Source organism: Halothiobacillus sp., assembly GCF_028710545.1.
GTDB lineage: Bacteria > Pseudomonadota > Gammaproteobacteria > Halothiobacillales > Halothiobacillaceae > Halothiobacillus.
This window is the reverse complement of sequence record NZ_JAQTTX010000007.1, coordinates 21,324-37,290: the sequence shown is the minus strand read 5'-3', so window position 1 is coordinate 37,290 and position 15,967 is coordinate 21,324. Positions and strand designations below refer to the sequence as shown.

Here is a 15,967-nt window from a genome sequence, read left to right as displayed (position 1 = left end):
CTCAGAGTTCTCCGTTGAAGGCTCGGGATTGCAGCGAGTCGAACAGCGTGTCCAGTTCAGTCAGATGGGCGCGTAGTAGGGTTTTCTGGCGTTCGATAGATTCCACTATGGTGGCGAAACAGCGTTGGAGATCGAGAGGGGCATACAACACAGGGAAAGAACGCATTGTCTTTAAAGATACGTTTTTTATTGTACTTCCTGTGGCCTGTCCGATTGCATAGTCCATAAAATATTGACTGTTAATTTGGTGATATAAATATTGAGAATTTATTTGTTCTGTTTTTAGATTGAAGTAGCAGGCACTTTTGCCAAGAACAATATTCTCGCCATCGTAAAATGCTACTTTGCCGATGGTTCCATTAATGGAAACAAGCATCGTTGTATCATTAAGTTCTCTTTTGTGTTTTAAGTATTCCGTTTCGTCAACTCGTTTCGTTGAATTATCTATGTGTATTTTTCCATCACGAAGATTATTGCCATTTACAAAGTAATAATTTCCAGATTCAGAGTATATAGGAGTGCCATGTAGGCCATCGCCGAGTTTTGTTACTAGGTCATCAAGCTTTTTAACCTCCCACCCCTTCGGATTCGTCACCGGATCGCCGAACATGTTCAGGAAGGTGGATTGCAGCAGAGTGTCGAGCTGAGCGAGGGACTCGCGGCGCTTGGCCCGCAAGGCGTCCGCCGCATCCAGAATCGCCGCAATGCGCTTTTGTTCTGCGAGGGGTGGGAGAGGGATTTCCAACGACGCGATATCAGCCTTACAAACCTGAAGAAATGTAGCGCCACGGCCCTTGGATTTTAGTTGATGCGCTGAAAAGCCAACCCAATGCCATAGGTACTGTTGGTTCAGTCTTTTTTCATCTGCACGTAGACCCGCTACACCTCGGCCTAGGCAGTATTGATTATCAGACCAGTTTCGATCTCCAATGGTTGCTCTGATACAAAGGACTATGTCACCAACCTCGGACAATTTAGTCGGTTCATTTGTCCATTTCTCTGGCTCTGGGCTTAATTCCCCGAAATCACTAGCACCCGCAATTAGCGGGTATCCGTTACTTGCAGTGTTGTAACTGGTTCCTTTGGGCGCCTATAGTGGACCCCAAATTTAAGACAGTAGATTAAGCTGTAGTCCGAAGTGAAAAGGAAGCGGGCGATGAGCGGGACGAAACGAAAAGTATTTGGTGCGGAATTCAAGGCCAAGGTTGGTTTAGAAGCAGTTCGTGGGGTGAAGACCATCAACCAGATCGCGCAGGAACACGGCGTGCATCCGGTACAGGTTGGGCAGTGGAAAAAGGAGATTCTGGAGCGGGCTGGCACCTTGTTCGACGGCAAGCGAGGCCCCAAGCCGGTAAACGAATACAGCGATCCCGAACGCCTGTACGGCGAGATTGGCAAACTGAAGATGGAACTGGATTGGCTCAAAAAAAAGTCCGGGTTGAGCCAGTAGCGGTGCGGCGATCCTGGATTGAATCCGAAGCCACACTTCCCGTGGTTCGGCAATGTGAACTGACTGGGGTATCGCGAACCACGGTCTACGCGCAGCGCGTACCCAAACAGGCGAGCGAACAGGACTTGGATCTGCTGCGGCTGATAGACGAGCAGTACACCCGCCGTCCGTTCTACGGCAGCCGCAAGATGGTGACGTTCCTGCAAACGCAAGGCCATCGGGTGAACCGTAAACGCGTGCAGCGACTGATGCGGGTTCTGGGCCTGGCTGGCATGGCCCCGGGTCCGAACACCAGCCGTCCGCAGCCGCAGCACAAGGTATATCCCTACCTGTTGCGCGGCGTGGAAGTGGTGAGACCGAACCAGGTATGGAGCACGGACATCACATACATCAGGCTGGCGCACGGCTTCGTCTACCTGGTTGCGGTGATCGACTGGTACAGCAGAAAAGTATTGAGCTGGAGAATCGGCAACACGATGGACACGGCGTTTTGCGTGGACTGTTTGCAAGAGGCATTGCAGCGGTATGGCAGCCCGGAGCTATTCAATACCGATCAGGGCAGCCAGTTCACTTGCAACGCATTCACCGGCGCACTCCAATCCCGTGGCATTGCCATCAGCATGGACGGACGCGGGCGGGCACTGGACAACATCTTCGTTGAACGATTATGGCGCAGCGTTAAATACGAAGACGTATATTTGAAGGGCTACCGCAACACGATCGAACTGATGCTGGGGCTGACGGAATACTTCGTGTTTTACAACGACGAACGCCCACACCAGTCATTGGGCAATCGCACACCGGCAACGGTGTACGCGACGGCCAGCGGTGGCGGCGCAAGGATAGTGGACAAATTTAGCAAGAATGGGGCAACGCCATGCAGTTGCGAGAAAGACGGACAGACCAGCTTAAATTAGACTGATTTCTGTCTTGACGGATGGGTCCACTGTAGCCTGACCCATTGAAATTGAGCAGACCTCGGATAGTTGAGTCAGCTGAGATGCGTTCATTTGAGTAGCATCTGCAGCTCTTGTTGCCCGTCGATAATCTCCGCCTCCAACTCCGCCAACCGCGCCAGAATCACCTGTGGCGAATCGTATTCAACGGTTTCGTACTCGACTTCCTTGTAGCGGTTGATCGAGAGATCGTAGTCATTTCCGGCAATCTCGGCCTTGGGCACCAGGAAGCTCTGCGCGGTGCGAGGGCGTTCTGTTTCTGCGTTCAGGTTCTGCCAGCGGGCAAGGATGTCCGGTAGGTCACTCTTGTCGGGCTGGGGCGTACGTTTGTCGTCCAGCGAGAAGCCGTCCGCACGCATGTCGTAGAACCAGACATTGTCCGTGCCGCCAGACTCGGTCTTGGTGAAGAACAGGATGGCGGTGCTGACGCCGGCGTAGGGTTTGAACACGCCGGAGGGCATTGAAATGATGGCGTCGAGCTTCTGATCTTCGACCAGTAGCTTACGCAGGGTTTTGTGCGCGTTGCTGGAGCCGAACAGCACGCCATCAGGCACGATGACGGCGGCGCGTCCACCGGTTTGCATGAGACGCAGGAACAGGGCGAGGAACAGTAGTTCGGTCTTCTTGGTCTTGACGATACGCTGCAAGTCCTTGGAGGTGGATTCGTAGTCCAGGCTACCTGCGAAGGGCGGATTGGCGAGGACGAGTGAGTATTTACCGGCATCGTCTCCGGTACTGCCGCTAGCGCCTTCGGCGAGCGAGTCACGGTAGCGGATGTCCGGGTTTTCGACGCCGTGCAGCAGCATGTTCATGCTGCCGATACGCAGCATGGTGGGGTCGAAGTCGTAGCCATGGAAGGTGTGATCGTTGAAGCGGCGGCGAGCAGCCTCGTCACGATAGATCTCATCGCCGTGGTGATTAATCAGATATTCGGAGGCGGCTATGAGAAAGCCCGCCGTGCCGCAGGCCGGATCGCAGATGACATCGCGCGGAGTGGGCGCAGTCATGTCGACCATCAGCTTGATGATGTGACGCGGGGTGCGGAACTGACCGTTCTGTCCGGCGCTGGCGATCTTGCCGAGCATGTATTCGTAGAGGTCGCCCTTGGTGTCGGCATCAGCCATGTCGATGCCGTCGAGCTGATCGACAACGTTAGCCAACACACGCGGCGTGGGCATCATGAACAGGGCATCACGCATGTGGTGGGTGTAGGTGCTGCCACCTTCGCCGTCATGCTCGCCCTTACTGCCCAGCGTCTTGATGAAGGGGAACACGCCGTCGCGCACAGTGTTGAACATCTGCTCCGGAGCCGTCTCCTTGAAACGCGACCAGCGTAGGGCTTCCTGATTTGGCGCGTAGATCGGTTCTTCGATCGGCTGACCGGTGCGAGCTGCCTTACGCTCCTTGAGCGTTTGCAACTCGTCCAAACGCTTGATGAATAATAGATATGTGAGCTGCTCGATGACCGAGAGGGGGTTTGATATGCCGCCAGACCACATGGCGTTCCAAATGCTGTCGATTTTGGATTTGAGTTCGCCTGTGATCATGTATGTCTTCTGGTGGAGTATTTCGGAAGGGTAACTTAGGCACATATCCTGTTCTTGGCAAGCAACCGGTAATTGGATCGTCGCTTCCCTTGATTAGGCATCCTTGGTTTCTGACTTTCCCAAAGTCACATTGAGATCACAACCAAGCACGCTTGCCAGTCGGTATAGGACTAAAAGCGATGGGTTCGCGATGCCGCGCTCCAATTGGGAAACATAAGTGCGATCCACCTCAGCCTGTAAAGCCAGTGCCTCCTGAGACATTCCAGCAGCACGACGAGCAGCCTTGATGTCTTTGGCTAGCTTGATTTGAAGCTGTTCGAAAGTCTTGCTATTCATCTCATCACGATGAATGTAGCGAGATTATCAGTCCACGGAATATAATCTACATTTTAAGCGGTAAAGATAGGTTTTCAGCAAGATGTTCCGAACAAATGCAAGTGCGCAGATTCCATGGCTAAATACCCAAACGATGCTTTGGCAGTGGGTTGAAATGGTCTCAGATCTTCCCCACTTTCTAGTCACGGTTTATCAACCAGAAAGTAAGGAAGACGCAGAGTTTCAGACCACCATGCTGTTCAGCAACATCCGGGACGTGCTTGCCATCGCGGAAGAGAAAAAGAACAAGTTTGAAATCCTGCGTGTTGATTTTCTCAGCTCGGGTTACTTCAACGGCTCCGATGGGTTCACACTGTGCCGGTTGGCAGAGGTTTGGGGCGACAGGCAAACTGGAAGTCAGCGCTTTGTCTTTGCAGATGGCACTCATTTGGAAATGCTGGGATCTTCAGAGTCGGACACCCCTGCCAATTACGAAAAAGTGTTTACAGTGCCCGTTGATTCAGCTGGATCGACATCCAAGGATCAACTGCACTAGGTTTGTTTTGGCGTGCGACATTGGTGCACATGATTGATCAGGAGTGCGAAAATGACTGAAGTCCTTTTTGATGCGTGCAAGATCACCCTGATCTTTGCGGTGGTTTTCGCTCCGTTTCTTTTTCTGGCTAGGTGGAATGGGCCTCGCTACCGCCGGGAAATGGAGGAAGCTAGTCGGATTGCACGCAGAAAACGCGATCTGGAAGAAGCCTTTGGAGCGCCAGTCGACAACTGAAGGTTTTGTGAACGCTTGCCTAACTGGGTTCTATTTGCAGTTCATCAAATCCAGTGGCATCAAGACAGGCATTGATGGCTGTTTGCATTCGTCCCAGTCTTTGCTAGTCTGACTGAGTTCACTGCACAGATTCCGGATTACTGATGTGGTGGCCTATCAAAAACCCGAAAGGGCTATTACGTGACCGGAAAAGCGCTGCGCAACGTCTATCCGGTCCACCTGTCTTATATTCTCCCTAGGCGCATTCATCCTGCCCTTTAATCGTTCGCACGCACCTAGTGCGTATCAGCATGCTCTTGTCTGTGACCTGGCGCCAGGCAATAAGACTGTTGTGAGTGTGAAGATACTCGGGGTGGCTATTTGCCGCTTAACCAAGTCACTCCAGAAATTGAACAGACTGAGTCGCAACGGATGAAGAGACATCAAAACAGTCAGTTAAGCGATTTTGCGAGAGATTCGGAACACACGCAGAATTTAGAACTAGAATGATGGGAGTATGCATGTAGAATGAATGGTTATAAGTAAGATAGGGAATGTTAAATGAAAAGGTGCACTGAGAGACGTCGCCAAAGAGACATAACTAGGATAATACAACAGAGAAGGCTTGGTAAGCGATATTATATAAGAGACTCGCGCAGGAAGAGAAAATATAAGGATGAAGTTACAGGGCAAACAAAAAAATACATAGATTATCTTATAAGTAGAAATTTAAATATCCAAATCAGTGCTAGTGGACGGGCCACAATATATCTACCTGAGATTATGAACCTATCCAAAGAATATGAGAATACAATGCCTTACTTGAACGCAATTAGGGCTTTCTCTAAATTACCGTGGCGCAAGAATTCATACCATCTGGTATCAGTTAATTTTGATCACCTGAAGAAAATTTCATCGTCAGCTGCGTTATTGCTAACGGCCGAGCTATCAAGATGGGATGACTCGATAAGGAATATGCTTAAGCCCAGCATTGATAACTGGAATGATGAGATTCTAGAAAAATTTTACTACTTGGGGTTCTTTGATCTATTTAAGCGATCAGGAATAAAAAGCATCGGCGAAGACGGTAAATCAGATGTGCGTATAGTAAAGTACGTAAAAGGAAATAAAGAAAACAAGGACTATCAGTCACTCAAAAAACAACTGTTTGAAGTTGTCGGTGAAAAAATTAAAAAATGGACTTTTTTGCATAGTGGATTGGATGAGGCCATTACAAATGTAGGGCATCATGCATATCCTGAATCCAGTAGAGTTAAATTAAAAGATAAAAATTGGTACATAACGGGTGCGTTTAATAAGGCGACCAAAGAACTGAAGGTTGTATTTTTTGACCAGGGTATTGGCATACCCAGATCACTACCAACTTCAAAAATATGGGAGCAAGTCTTAAGTTTCATGTCGTTTCTTAATTATGCCAATAAATTAAAGGATGCAACTTTGCTAAGAGCGGCAATGGAAGTGGACCGCACCAGAACGGGCGAGGTTGATAGAGGGAAAGGGTGAGACTTCCATCAATTAATTCTACATTCCAACAATTAACGCTACAAAATGGATGTGGATCGTTTGCTCAAAATGGAAAGTGCGAAAATTGAAAGTGCCTACGCCTCGACTGAGGTTTCCTTAGGCGATCTCGATGAATCCCCCCAAATAGTTTGGTGGCACGGGGCTCTGCTGAAGTCAACGAATGAAGATCACCAACCCAAGATTTGGGTCGTTCTCAGAGAAATAGCACTCGATACTGGTCGCTTCGGCGAGGTGGCTGCAAGAAAAATTCCCGTAACCAGCCTAGGCCACCTACTTGTAGGCGCAGTGAGGCATCGAAAGAAGAAAATTGGTGTGGCGGTTTACGACTACCTTCAGTGCGAGGTTTCTTTCGATGCTGACAAATGGGAGATTGTCCCGCTCGAGAGTCTGCCATTCCGTGGAATGTTTAAAGCTGATGCGACCGTGTTTGACAAACACATCAAGTCAAGCAATCTGGTGAAACTGTCGACACCAGACGGTATATCGATCCTGATACCTTGTCAGACTTTCTTTTCTCGTTTTTACGGCAAATCAGAGGAATTGCGAAGGATCTTATTGACCTATCCGCGAGAACTGATAGATGCGCGTCTGTATGTAAAAGCCCCACCAGAAGTTTTGAATGCTCCTGGGAAACGGGTGGTGCCAATCCACCCAAGATTATCCAACGGCGATGCTGTTTTCCTGGCCCACCTTGATGATCCGGAAGATGACTATGCGCGCCAGATAACCAAAACCGCATACAACACGTACCAAACCGACTGGCGAAATGGGAACCCCGCCTTCCTCTACGCAGGGCCGTGGTATCAAGGTCCTGTTCAATTGAAAACCACGGGAGTATGGGTCTCCAGTCATACCTTTTTAGTTCTAAATATCCATGGGGCTACAGACCCGGACGGGCCGGAGATACTGATCGCTAAGAGCAAGAACCTCAACGAAGGAAGCGGTTCAAAACCACCTCCCAAAGACAATGGCCCTCGACGACGTTTCAAACCAGACACAGAAAGGGATGCCGTTGAACTAGAGGGGGATAGGGCACCGGGTCGTGATGCAGGCACCATCCAGCTCCATAACCCTGATTGGGAAGTGCTCGGCACACCCCGTAAGAAACGCTCTATTTCATTTACAGGGTCGACAAGAAGCTCTGGCCCCAGAAGAGGCAGAATCGACAACACTACGAACGCCACTTCAAGTGCCTCCGCCGGTGATCCGTACGGCAGTGGATCCGGTATCAATCAGGCACAAATTTGCACGATGGAAACCGTCGAATCCAAAGGGGTACTTAGAGACGTGTGGGATGCGTTCATTCATCTATGTGAAACACAAACACCCATAGATGGAGTGCGGGTACTCAATGTCGAGTGTCTCGACTTTGACGGAAACTTTGTCTCTGACACAGATCCAATCTTGATCACATTCCCGCAAGCCAGCGATAAGTTGAGTCTCGATGAACAAGCGATGGCCCGGAAGTGGTTACGCATGGGCAAGGGAAACACTCAGCGGCGTGGTGCCATGCTCATGAAAGTCACCACAACAAGTGGATACTTCTTCTTGTTTGAGAATCAAAGAAGAGTTAAAAAACCCAAAGACGCCGATGAAAACACTGATCCAAATCGTCCTTTATCAAAACGTGATGAGGAATCATTCCGAGCCCTTGTATTTACGTTAGATAGTGATGACGATCTGGGTTTCGCAATTTACAACCTGCTCAATAGGTTGCCTCCAAGAAAGGGCGTGTTCAATCCACCGCTTTGGTCGAATATCGGCATATACAGCCCCGTTGATCACAACAATTGGGGGAAAGAGGAGACACTACCTGGCAGACTTTTTGCCATGAAAGTGGTTCGAGATATGCTGAAGGGAAGTAGATTAGCTCGGATCCCAGCATAGCCAAGTATTGGTGGTGGACCGGAGACACGTTGCGCAACGCATTTCCGGTCACGTACGTAACCCTTTCGGGTTTCTTCCATAGGCCGCCATCCTAGTCTTCCGGAAACTGAGCAGCGGACAAAGCCAGGCTAACAAAATGCGAGGCGAAAACAAACTGCCATGCATCCTTGCCTAGATGCACCTGAACCAGATGAACCGTGTATAACACTTAACTAGGGGTTCAAGCTTTGGCTGCGGCTGGTCGGTGCCAAGGCTCTCCGCCCACGTTTGCACGGACTGGTGATCGATGACGCGATCGGCGTCTACATCAGCCAGCGCTTCTTGGGTCAGTCGGTCGCGTTCTTCTTCCAGGGCGATCCAGGCGGAAAGCGCCTGCTTCATGATCCAGCCGCGCGAGCGTTCAAGCCGTGAAGCCATCTGATCTACTTTGTCGGCCAGCGGAAGCGGTACGTGTGCGGTCAACACTTTGGTTGCTACTGTCATTTTGCACCTCCTATCGGAACTTGATCTTGCCGGCTCCGGCAACACTGTGGTCACGGTGCGGCGGATTACCCTGCACCAGGATGTCACCGGACCCGGCAACCGACAAGTTGGCGCGATCAGCTTACTGGCATCTACGTCACCAGAGCCGACGATTTCGAGGTCCAAGCCAGCTTTCCGCAGATCGAGCAGGGTTATGTCATTTGAAGCGCCATTAGCCACCTGCCGCACAAAGTTTTATTTATCAAAATGTTATGACGGGAAGTCGATGCTCACGTGGACATTGATTATCTTGAAATATGAAAGACGAGCCCTCAGGGAGCGGAGCAACCAGACTCTTGCTCCTTAACAACCGATGATCTTCACTAAATCGAGATCGCTACACAGCCCGTCTCCATATTTCTGACGAACTCTACATTAAATTGAATGGGTTTCAGGGGAGCAGGTCATGCTGACCGCCTCCAGCTCTGACATTCGGACAATTTTGTGAAAAGACTCTGCACACAACTTTGCGTGACGACAAATGATGTCCAATACACTTGTAAAGAAAAATTGCCCGCTTGTAATTTCGCCTACAGCAAATATTTGACTATCTGCAGAAGAGTCACTTCTGATCACTTGATATGTCCTGCGGTCAACTGTGATTCCCCCATCAGGGTGACGTGTAATATCGCCGTTCAGCAACATACTTGTCAGGAGGCTGGAACCCGAGTTTTCAAGATTTTGGGGGAAACCTGTGGCCCAAATGCCAAAAGCATAGCTGTGGGTCTGTTTCCCACTTGGCTCTGTGTGCTCAACCAAAACACGACCATCGCTATCCTTGGTTACGTGATCACAACCGACAATGAATTCTAATTGGCCGGATTCAAGGTAAGAAAGCAGCTTTTCTGCGTTCTCCAAAGGAATCGAAACTCTGGATGATAAGAATGCAGAAAGATACTTCTCCTTAAACTGCTTTCGATCAGACTGGCCAAGCAGATGCCAAAGTTCATGAACTACGGGATTAGTGGCATAAAGAACCGCCTGCCAGGCACGCGGTCTCTCAAAGGCTGAGGTCACTCAATTCGATGTCGATCCAGCAGGCAAAGAGGGGGTGTCCACCAATCACCGTCGGCGGCCCAGCGCGATGGGCCCTGAATCCGGCATGGCGGAGTAACCGTTCAATACCAATGGGCGATACCGTTATGATGTGCTTGGCGCCATAACTTGCTGCCGTTTGCAGCGCATTCTTCAGTAGACTGACGGCAATCGGAGAGGATAGCTGCCCACGGGTAGAAGTGGGGGCGGCAGAAACGTCTACGGCTGCAAAACGCGAAAGCTCCCAAACCTCCGGAGAGGATGGTGGGGTGAGGCCGTTCAGAAGCTCGGGAAATACTTCACCGAGGAGGTACGGCTTGGTGGTTGGTAGCAGACGGGCACATCCGTTGATGTTGCCTTCATCCGTTCGGGCGACTACATACACAGTATCTTGTCGATCAAACTGATCTTGCTCGATACCTTCGGGTGTATCTAGATCCCATCCAAGAAGTCCGACAAACACTTCATGGCGGTAGCTGCTCAGATCATCGTACAAACCAAACGGTAGCGTTGTCTTTTCACCATACGTAATTTGCATAACACCCTCGATATCTTGTCGAAAACGTGGGCGTATTAGGATGGTGTTGTGCTGATCTCGGCAACTGTCAGAACATACAGTTCCGGTATGTGTTTTGTACGGGCAATATCAAGCAAGAAAGACTGACCTGCGTATGGGGGCAATCTTGTTGAAAAGGATTCGACCGTGGGCGTCCGCCTACGCGTACCGAACGGCAATTTGTTTCCGGATTTCGTCTTCCCAACTGCAGTGCTCCAGGCGGAGCGCGATCATCTCGGCAGTTGCATCGTCACCGACATCTCGGCCATTTTCGGCATCAATAATCATGACATTTGAGCGAGGCCAACCTTCACGCTCATAACGAAGCACACCGGTCATCAAGTTCAAACGCCAGTCCCAGCCGATACTCACCACGGGGACAGATGATGAAAGCCACTCGGTGTAACCAGATATTGTAGATTCCATCCCCCCATGCATAGGAAGATGCAGGGAGTCTTCATCTAGACCGGAAAGAAAATGGATCAGAGGCAACTTTAGGAGCACATATCGGGTCATACGCACGTAGCCATCGTGAGAAACCTTCAGAAGGTCCGATGGCCCTTTTCGGTGCGGCTCTATGGCGCTAGAGTATTGCATGGTTCATCACTACGTTGTTCTGAAGCGAGCAACGTTACATGAGATACCGAAGGGTGAATAGTGTCAAAGCTAACAGATTGAATACATAAGTTATTCCACATGGAGGTAACGAGCTTTGAAACTTTGGCAAGGCGACTTCATATCGCAAATGCAATCGATGCAAGGGGAGGCGGAACTATTCGATTTGATCCAGCGTGAGGCACGGGAGCTAGGTTTCGAACACTGTGCGTACGGATTAAAGCTTCCCTTAAACATGACCAAGCCCAAGGTCGTGATGTTCAATAACTACTCTCTGCGCTGGCAACAGCGTTATGTAGACGAGAATTATCTGGCGATTGACCCAATCGTAAATCATGGGGGGAGATCGACGACACCGGTCGTTTGGTCTGACGATGAAATAAGTGGTGATCGTGCGTTTTGGGAGGAGGCCAGGTCTCATGGGTTGCAATATGGCTGGGCGCAGGCTAGTACGAATACGCAGGGTATACGGGGGTTGCTGACACTGACTCGCAGCAACGACCCCCTGTCTGAATCTGAGCTTAAGAAGGTCGGCTATCGCTTAGTGTGGTTGACGCAAGTCGCTCATCAATGCATGGGCGATCTTATTTCATTCAGAATGCTCCCGGAAACCACGATTTTTCTTTCGTCGAGAGAAAAGGACGTACTTAGATGGACAGCAGAAGGAAAAACGGCTGGGGAAGCCGCTCGCATAATGAATCTTTCCGAGAGGACAGTGAATTTTCACATCGCAAATGCCATGCAGAAGCTGAATTGTGTCAACAAGACGGTGGCAGCGGTCAGGGCAGCGGTTCTCGGGATTCTAAACTAATATAACCAACTATTCTATTTTGTCATCTTGGTGTTTGCGATCGGTATCCACAGAAGTGCTCATGGGAATATTCAGATATTTGATCTTCGAACTGGAATAAAACGAGTCTGGTACGTGTTCCAATTTTGGATCGGCATGGAGGGTGTAAGAATTTTTGTGTAACCGGTCCCTTGGCAGGAAACTGCCGCATTGCCAGGAGCGATGATAATGACCGTAAAGAAGCACGATGTACCTGAAGATCTGATAAACAGCCTGATGGTTGAACTACCGCAAGCCGGAAGACTTGATTGGCGAGAACGGGGTGCTCAAGCAGCTCACCAAGATTCTGGTCGAGAAAGCGCTACAAGCCGAGATGGCCGAGCACCTGGGGCACGGCAAGAATCAACCATCGGCATGATCCACTTCTGGCGGATGCTCCTAAGCGCCAGATACAACCACTTTTTTCATGCACTCTCATTCGGGCGTGGATCCCGGTTTGGGATTAATAACTGAGGAATGGGGCGATTCTTGTCCAGGTCCGTCATCGGGACTTGCTTATCAGCAGATAGGTCTAACCGCTCTAGGCTTCGAGTTTACATACCTACTGTCACTTCGCCTCGTCGATGATCTTGAGCAACTCATTTTCGCCAATCAAGTCTTCCGGCTAACGGACTACCGCAATCCAGCGGTCTAACAGCTCTTCTGGCGCATCGTGCTCTTTTCCGGTCACGATCACTACTCTGTAGTGTAAGCGTCCGGCCGCCCCACCTGTAAAACTCGGGCAATTTATGCAGGTGGTTTGAACGGCAACAATTCGTCGATGCGGCTGTTTGGCCAGGTGGGTAGTTTTTCGAGGGTGTCCTTCAACCAGGCAGCCGGTTCAATGTCGTTGAGCCTGGCGGTGGCAAACAGACTCTGAATGGCCGCCGCTCGTTTGCCGGCCCGTTCACTACCGGCGAACAACCAGTTCTTCTTGCCGAGGGCTGTCAAACAGCGTCGAAAATTGACCACCCAACAGCGTCCAATTTTGACCAGGATATCAGGCTGATTTCTTGCGCTGTTTGAAGCGGTAGGAATCGTTGCCGGTTTCGAGGATGTCGCAGTGGTGGGTGATGCGATCGAGCAAGGCTGTGGTCATTTTTGCGTTGCCGAACACGTTGACCCATTCACCAAAGCTGAGGTTGGTGGTGATGATCAGCGATGTCTTCTCATAGAGCTGGCTGATGAGGTGGAAGAGCAAAGCACCAACTGACTCAGGGAATGGCAGGTAACCGAGCTCATCAAGAATCACCGCATCGATCAGGATGAACCGGACGCCCCCGCGCACTTCCTCTCTGGTTCGGGGGGCGATGATCTACAGCTCGATCTCCAGAAACGGAACCGAACACGGCGGCACGAGGTGGTTCTATTCGAATAGGGGCTTTACTCGTCGAGTGCCTTGAATAACCTGGGCCCGAGCCGGGTGAAACCACTGTTCTCATAAAAGAGGACAGCGGCGTCGCCACGAGGGGAGCGCGGTGCGCCGACCTCCAAGCGTTTCCAGTGTTTTTCCTTGGCTACCAACTCTGCGTGGGCGATTAACCTCCTGCCTAAGCCCTCTCCACGAAACTCTGGAGCGATGTAGAGCTCTTCGATAATTCCGAATTCTCCTCCGGCGTAAAGGGCCTGTCCCCTTCCCAGACACAGGACACCAGCTGGTTGCGCAGTCGAGTAGGCGAGTATGGGGAAATAGTTACCCCCGCCCATCATGGCAAGACACAGTTCCGTCGCCTCGTCTTCGGGCATCGGCAGGGGCGCTGCGGCCACTTCCGTAAGCAAACGGGAAACCAGCCGAACAATGATTAGTGCTTCATCAGCCGTTGCCCGAGTGATCCTCCATTGATCGTTCATTTCCGGACAAGCTCCCCGAGTGTGTCATCAAGTATCTCTGCCATGTGATCGATCTCATCTTTCGTTACTGTCAATGAGGGCATGAAGCGGAGCGTTGACGGACGGGGGGCGTTGAGTATCAGGCGGCGGTCGAGTGCAGCCCCAACGACGTTCGGCGCTATCGCCGTAACGGTGTCGAGGGCGAGCAACATTCCGCAGCCACGGATCTCACCAAGTCCGTGCCGCGTTGATATGCTTTCCAGTCGCTTGCGCAGATAGGCTGCCTGAGTGCGAACATTGTCGAGGAAACCAGGTTGGATGAGGGTTTCGAGCACGGCGCCAGCGGCAGCGGTCATCAATGGGTTGCCGTTGAAGGTCCCCCCCTGGTCACCATGTTCGAAAGCACAGACGGGTTCCTTAGCAAGCAGCGCCGAAATCGGCACGCCGCCGCCCAGCCCTTTTCCAAGGGTCATGATGTCGGGTTCGACGCCGCTGTGTTGGTAGGCGAATAGCGAACCGGTGCGGCCCATACCGGTCTGAACCTCATCGAAAATCAGTAGCAGGTTGTGTTCGCGGGTGATATCTCGCAGTCCTTGCAAAAAAGTGGGAGTGGCGGGATACACTCCGGCCTCGCCCTGAACCGGTTCGAGCATCACCGCAACCGTCCGCTCATTGATGGCCTCCTTCACCGCTGCCAAGTCATTCAAGGGGACCTTTGGAAAGCCGGGAACTTTCGGCTCGAACAGTTTTTCCCATTGCGCTTTCCCGGAGGCAGACATGGTTGCTAGGGTCCGGCCATGGAAGCCGTGCTCCATGGTGATGATTTCGTAGGCGCCATCACGGTGACGAGCGCCCCATTTGCGGGCAAGCTTGATCGCTCCCTCGTTGGCCTCTGCACCGCTGTTGCCGAAAAAAATTCGATCGAAGCAGCTGTTTGCAGTGAGCATATCGGCGAGACGAATCATCGGCTCGTTGTAAAAGGCGGGGCTGGCGTTGATCAGTCGCCCCACCTGTTCGGCGACGGCTTCGACCAAAACCCTAGGCGAGTGGCCTAAACAGTTGACCGCCCATCCCTGGATGAAATCGAGGTACTCCTCGCCGCCACGCTCTTTAAGCCATGAGCCGTGTCCTGATATGAACACGAGGTTCGGGCGGCTAGTTATTTCCATCAGAGACGAAAAAGATTCCATATTCGATTACTCGGTTGCTTTTTACGATGTGATTGGGTTGGTAAAGGGGTAACCGATATCGCCAGCTGTTCGAAACATTCAAGGTTTTGCGATTTCAGGGGTCGCTTATTTAGCCATCAAATCCTTACATTTCAGCGACCGAACGTCAACTCTAACCTAGCTGAAACAGTCGTTGTATTGACTTTCCATCTGAACTGATGCGGACATAAATCGGAGGGGCGACTTAAAATCATAATGTGGGCGATGGTCAGTGATTGATTTAGAACTCCGGCCAATATTGCCTAATCGGCGGTATTGGTCCGCTACGTTCTGCAATCGCTACCGCCATCCGGTAGCCTGACAAGGGCGAGTAGAGTTCGAGGTGCCACGACTCGCCGGTGGATATATGCTCTTGGTGTACCAGTTCTATTGTCCCGTGTTCATTTGCCGGAAAGCGGAATCCGAAGCTATTGAGCGGTTGTAGCAGGCCGCAGCCGTAAGCCTTGAGAAGTGCCTCTTTCAGAGTCCACAGGGAGTAGAAATGCTCATAACGCCATTCACCGGAGAGCCTCTGCAACTGCTCGACTTCTTCGGCCGAAAACCAGCGGTCGGCTATCTTCAAAAGCTCCGCCTTCTGCTGGACAAGTTCCAGATCGATTCCACAAGGGCGCGTTCCGGCGATGATACAGGCAGCTAATCCCTTGGTGTGGGTAAGATTGAATTGGGGCAATTCGCCACGTGTTGTGGAAACCAGGGCCGGCTTTCCAAAGGGATTGCGCTGGAACTGGAGACTGGAGGGGGGGATTTCAGTATGGGCAGAGAGGGCGTGGCGCAGCAAGGTGTGGGCGCAGAGGTAGAGGTCGCGGTCCTGTTGAGAATGGAAGGCGTCGTGACGAATGCGTTCGTCGGCAGACAATATCTTCAGCCGATCCTCTCGCCACT

At 51.2% G+C, this 15,967-nt stretch carries 16 protein-coding genes and 3 pseudogenes; 7 read left to right on the top strand and 12 right to left on the bottom strand.

The annotated features are described in order from the left end of the window. Window position 1 precedes the first annotated feature (1 nt). Complete coding sequence (locus PHD44_RS02310; RefSeq protein ID WP_300187654.1) at window positions 2-973, bottom strand: restriction endonuclease subunit S; 972 nt, start codon at window positions 971-973, stop codon at window positions 2-4. A gap of 183 nt (window positions 974-1,156) precedes the next feature. Here PHD44_RS02310 and PHD44_RS02305 point away from each other — a divergent pair. Further along, a protein-coding gene (locus tag PHD44_RS02305; RefSeq protein WP_300187651.1) for an IS3 family transposase occupies window positions 1,157-2,367 on the top strand; the annotation gives its coding sequence in 2 pieces (ribosomal slippage) (window positions 1,157-1,433 and window positions 1,433-2,367; 1,212 coding nt in all). A gap of 89 nt (window positions 2,368-2,456) precedes the next feature. Here the strand turns inward: PHD44_RS02305 and PHD44_RS02300 are convergent. After that, the gene (locus PHD44_RS02300; protein ID WP_300187649.1) at window positions 2,457-3,953 is read right to left on the bottom strand and encodes a class I SAM-dependent DNA methyltransferase; all 1,497 of its coding nucleotides are present in this window, start codon (window positions 3,951-3,953) and stop codon (window positions 2,457-2,459) included. 93 nt (window positions 3,954-4,046) lie between these two features. Then, entirely contained in the window at window positions 4,047-4,289 is a 243-nt protein-coding gene (locus PHD44_RS02295; protein ID WP_300187646.1) for a helix-turn-helix domain-containing protein, read from the bottom strand. Between the two features lie 82 nt (window positions 4,290-4,371). Here PHD44_RS02295 and PHD44_RS02290 point away from each other — a divergent pair, with 82 nt between their 5' ends. The 4 genes from PHD44_RS02290 (at window position 4,372) to PHD44_RS02275 (ending at window position 8,469) form a co-directional block, all read left to right on the top strand. Beyond that, the gene (locus PHD44_RS02290; RefSeq protein ID WP_300187643.1) at window positions 4,372-4,824 is read left to right on the top strand and encodes a hypothetical protein; all 453 of its coding nucleotides are present in this window, start codon (window positions 4,372-4,374) and stop codon (window positions 4,822-4,824) included. A gap of 51 nt (window positions 4,825-4,875) precedes the next feature. Then, a complete protein-coding gene (locus PHD44_RS02285) occupies window positions 4,876-5,058 on the top strand; it encodes a hypothetical protein (RefSeq protein ID WP_300187640.1) in 183 nt (60 codons plus the stop codon). Between the two features lie 792 nt (window positions 5,059-5,850). Beyond that, window positions 5,851-6,561 (top strand): hypothetical protein, encoded by a 711-nt coding sequence (locus tag PHD44_RS02280; protein WP_300187637.1) that lies wholly within the window; start codon window positions 5,851-5,853, stop codon window positions 6,559-6,561. A 45-nt stretch (window positions 6,562-6,606) separates the two neighbouring features. Continuing rightward, window positions 6,607-8,469 carry a hypothetical protein gene (locus PHD44_RS02275; protein WP_300187634.1) on the top strand — a complete coding sequence of 621 codons (1,863 nt, stop codon included), beginning with the start codon at window positions 6,607-6,609 and terminating at the stop codon, window positions 8,467-8,469. Between the two features lie 171 nt (window positions 8,470-8,640). Here PHD44_RS02275 and PHD44_RS02270 read toward each other — a convergent pair whose 3' ends face one another. The 4 genes from PHD44_RS02270 to PHD44_RS02255 form a co-directional block, all read right to left on the bottom strand. After that, window positions 8,641-8,952 (bottom strand): CopG family ribbon-helix-helix protein, encoded by a 312-nt coding sequence (locus tag PHD44_RS02270; RefSeq protein WP_300187631.1) that lies wholly within the window; start codon window positions 8,950-8,952, stop codon window positions 8,641-8,643. A 414-nt stretch (window positions 8,953-9,366) separates the two neighbouring features. Next, window positions 9,367-10,008 (bottom strand): hypothetical protein, encoded by a 642-nt coding sequence (locus tag PHD44_RS02265; protein WP_300187628.1) that lies wholly within the window; start codon window positions 10,006-10,008, stop codon window positions 9,367-9,369. Beyond that, a complete protein-coding gene (locus tag PHD44_RS02260) occupies window positions 9,992-10,564 on the bottom strand; it encodes an acyl-homoserine-lactone synthase (protein ID WP_300187626.1) in 573 nt (190 codons plus the stop codon). The genes PHD44_RS02265 and PHD44_RS02260 overlap by 17 nt, the downstream gene beginning before the upstream one ends. 177 nt (window positions 10,565-10,741) lie before the next feature. Then, window positions 10,742-11,179, bottom strand: coding sequence for a DUF4902 domain-containing protein (locus PHD44_RS02255; RefSeq protein ID WP_300187623.1), 438 nt, complete (start codon window positions 11,177-11,179; stop codon window positions 10,742-10,744). Window positions 11,180-11,294: 115 nt separating this feature from the next. Between PHD44_RS02255 and PHD44_RS02250 the strand changes: the two genes are divergently transcribed. Next, window positions 11,295-12,008 (top strand): autoinducer binding domain-containing protein, encoded by a 714-nt coding sequence (locus tag PHD44_RS02250; RefSeq protein ID WP_300187620.1) that lies wholly within the window; start codon window positions 11,295-11,297, stop codon window positions 12,006-12,008. 207 nt (window positions 12,009-12,215) lie between these two features. Continuing rightward, window positions 12,216-12,402 (top strand): annotated as a pseudogene (locus PHD44_RS02245) (IS256 family transposase); the annotation flags it as partial. A 371-nt stretch (window positions 12,403-12,773) separates the two neighbouring features. Here the strand turns inward: PHD44_RS02245 and PHD44_RS02240 are convergent. The 5 genes and pseudogenes from PHD44_RS02240 to PHD44_RS02220 form a co-directional block, all read right to left on the bottom strand. Beyond that, window positions 12,774-12,983 (bottom strand): annotated as a pseudogene (locus PHD44_RS02240) (transposase domain-containing protein); the annotation flags it as partial. A gap of 43 nt (window positions 12,984-13,026) precedes the next feature. Beyond that, window positions 13,027-13,287: pseudogene (locus PHD44_RS02235) on the bottom strand (ATP-binding protein); the annotation flags it as partial. A gap of 122 nt (window positions 13,288-13,409) precedes the next feature. Further along, window positions 13,410-13,877 carry a GNAT family N-acetyltransferase gene (locus tag PHD44_RS02230; protein WP_300187617.1) on the bottom strand — a complete coding sequence of 156 codons (468 nt, stop codon included), beginning with the start codon at window positions 13,875-13,877 and terminating at the stop codon, window positions 13,410-13,412. Next, a complete protein-coding gene (locus PHD44_RS02225) occupies window positions 13,874-15,046 on the bottom strand; it encodes an acetylornithine transaminase (protein ID WP_300187614.1) in 1,173 nt (390 codons plus the stop codon). Before PHD44_RS02225 ends, PHD44_RS02230 begins: the two co-directional genes overlap by 4 nt. Window positions 15,047-15,305: 259 nt before the next feature. After that, complete coding sequence (locus PHD44_RS02220) at window positions 15,306-15,941, bottom strand: 4'-phosphopantetheinyl transferase superfamily protein (protein WP_300187611.1); 636 nt, start codon at window positions 15,939-15,941, stop codon at window positions 15,306-15,308. Window positions 15,942-15,967: the final 26 nt, after the last annotated feature.

What these genes read in the sequence shown, in the direction of transcription:
- PHD44_RS02230 (WP_300187617.1), bottom strand. Translation starts at nt 13,877, where the DNA reads ATGAACGATCAATGGAGGATCACTCGGGCAACGGCTGATGAAGCACTA.
- PHD44_RS02275 (WP_300187634.1), top strand. Translation starts at nt 6,607, where the DNA reads ATGGATGTGGATCGTTTGCTCAAAATGGAAAGTGCGAAAATTGAAAGT.
- PHD44_RS02225 (WP_300187614.1), bottom strand. Translation starts at nt 15,046, where the DNA reads ATGGAATCTTTTTCGTCTCTGATGGAAATAACTAGCCGCCCGAACCTC.
- PHD44_RS02290 (WP_300187643.1), top strand. Translation starts at nt 4,372, where the DNA reads ATGTTCCGAACAAATGCAAGTGCGCAGATTCCATGGCTAAATACCCAA.
- PHD44_RS02300 (WP_300187649.1), bottom strand. Translation starts at nt 3,953, where the DNA reads ATGATCACAGGCGAACTCAAATCCAAAATCGACAGCATTTGGAACGCC.
- PHD44_RS02255 (WP_300187623.1), bottom strand. Translation starts at nt 11,179, where the DNA reads ATGCAATACTCTAGCGCCATAGAGCCGCACCGAAAAGGGCCATCGGAC.
- PHD44_RS02270 (WP_300187631.1), bottom strand. Translation starts at nt 8,952, where the DNA reads ATGACAGTAGCAACCAAAGTGTTGACCGCACACGTACCGCTTCCGCTG.
- PHD44_RS02285 (WP_300187640.1), top strand. Translation starts at nt 4,876, where the DNA reads ATGACTGAAGTCCTTTTTGATGCGTGCAAGATCACCCTGATCTTTGCG.
- PHD44_RS02280 (WP_300187637.1), top strand. Translation starts at nt 5,851, where the DNA reads ATGCCTTACTTGAACGCAATTAGGGCTTTCTCTAAATTACCGTGGCGC.
- PHD44_RS02260 (WP_300187626.1), bottom strand. Translation starts at nt 10,564, where the DNA reads ATGCAAATTACGTATGGTGAAAAGACAACGCTACCGTTTGGTTTGTAC.
- PHD44_RS02295 (WP_300187646.1), bottom strand. Translation starts at nt 4,289, where the DNA reads ATGAATAGCAAGACTTTCGAACAGCTTCAAATCAAGCTAGCCAAAGAC.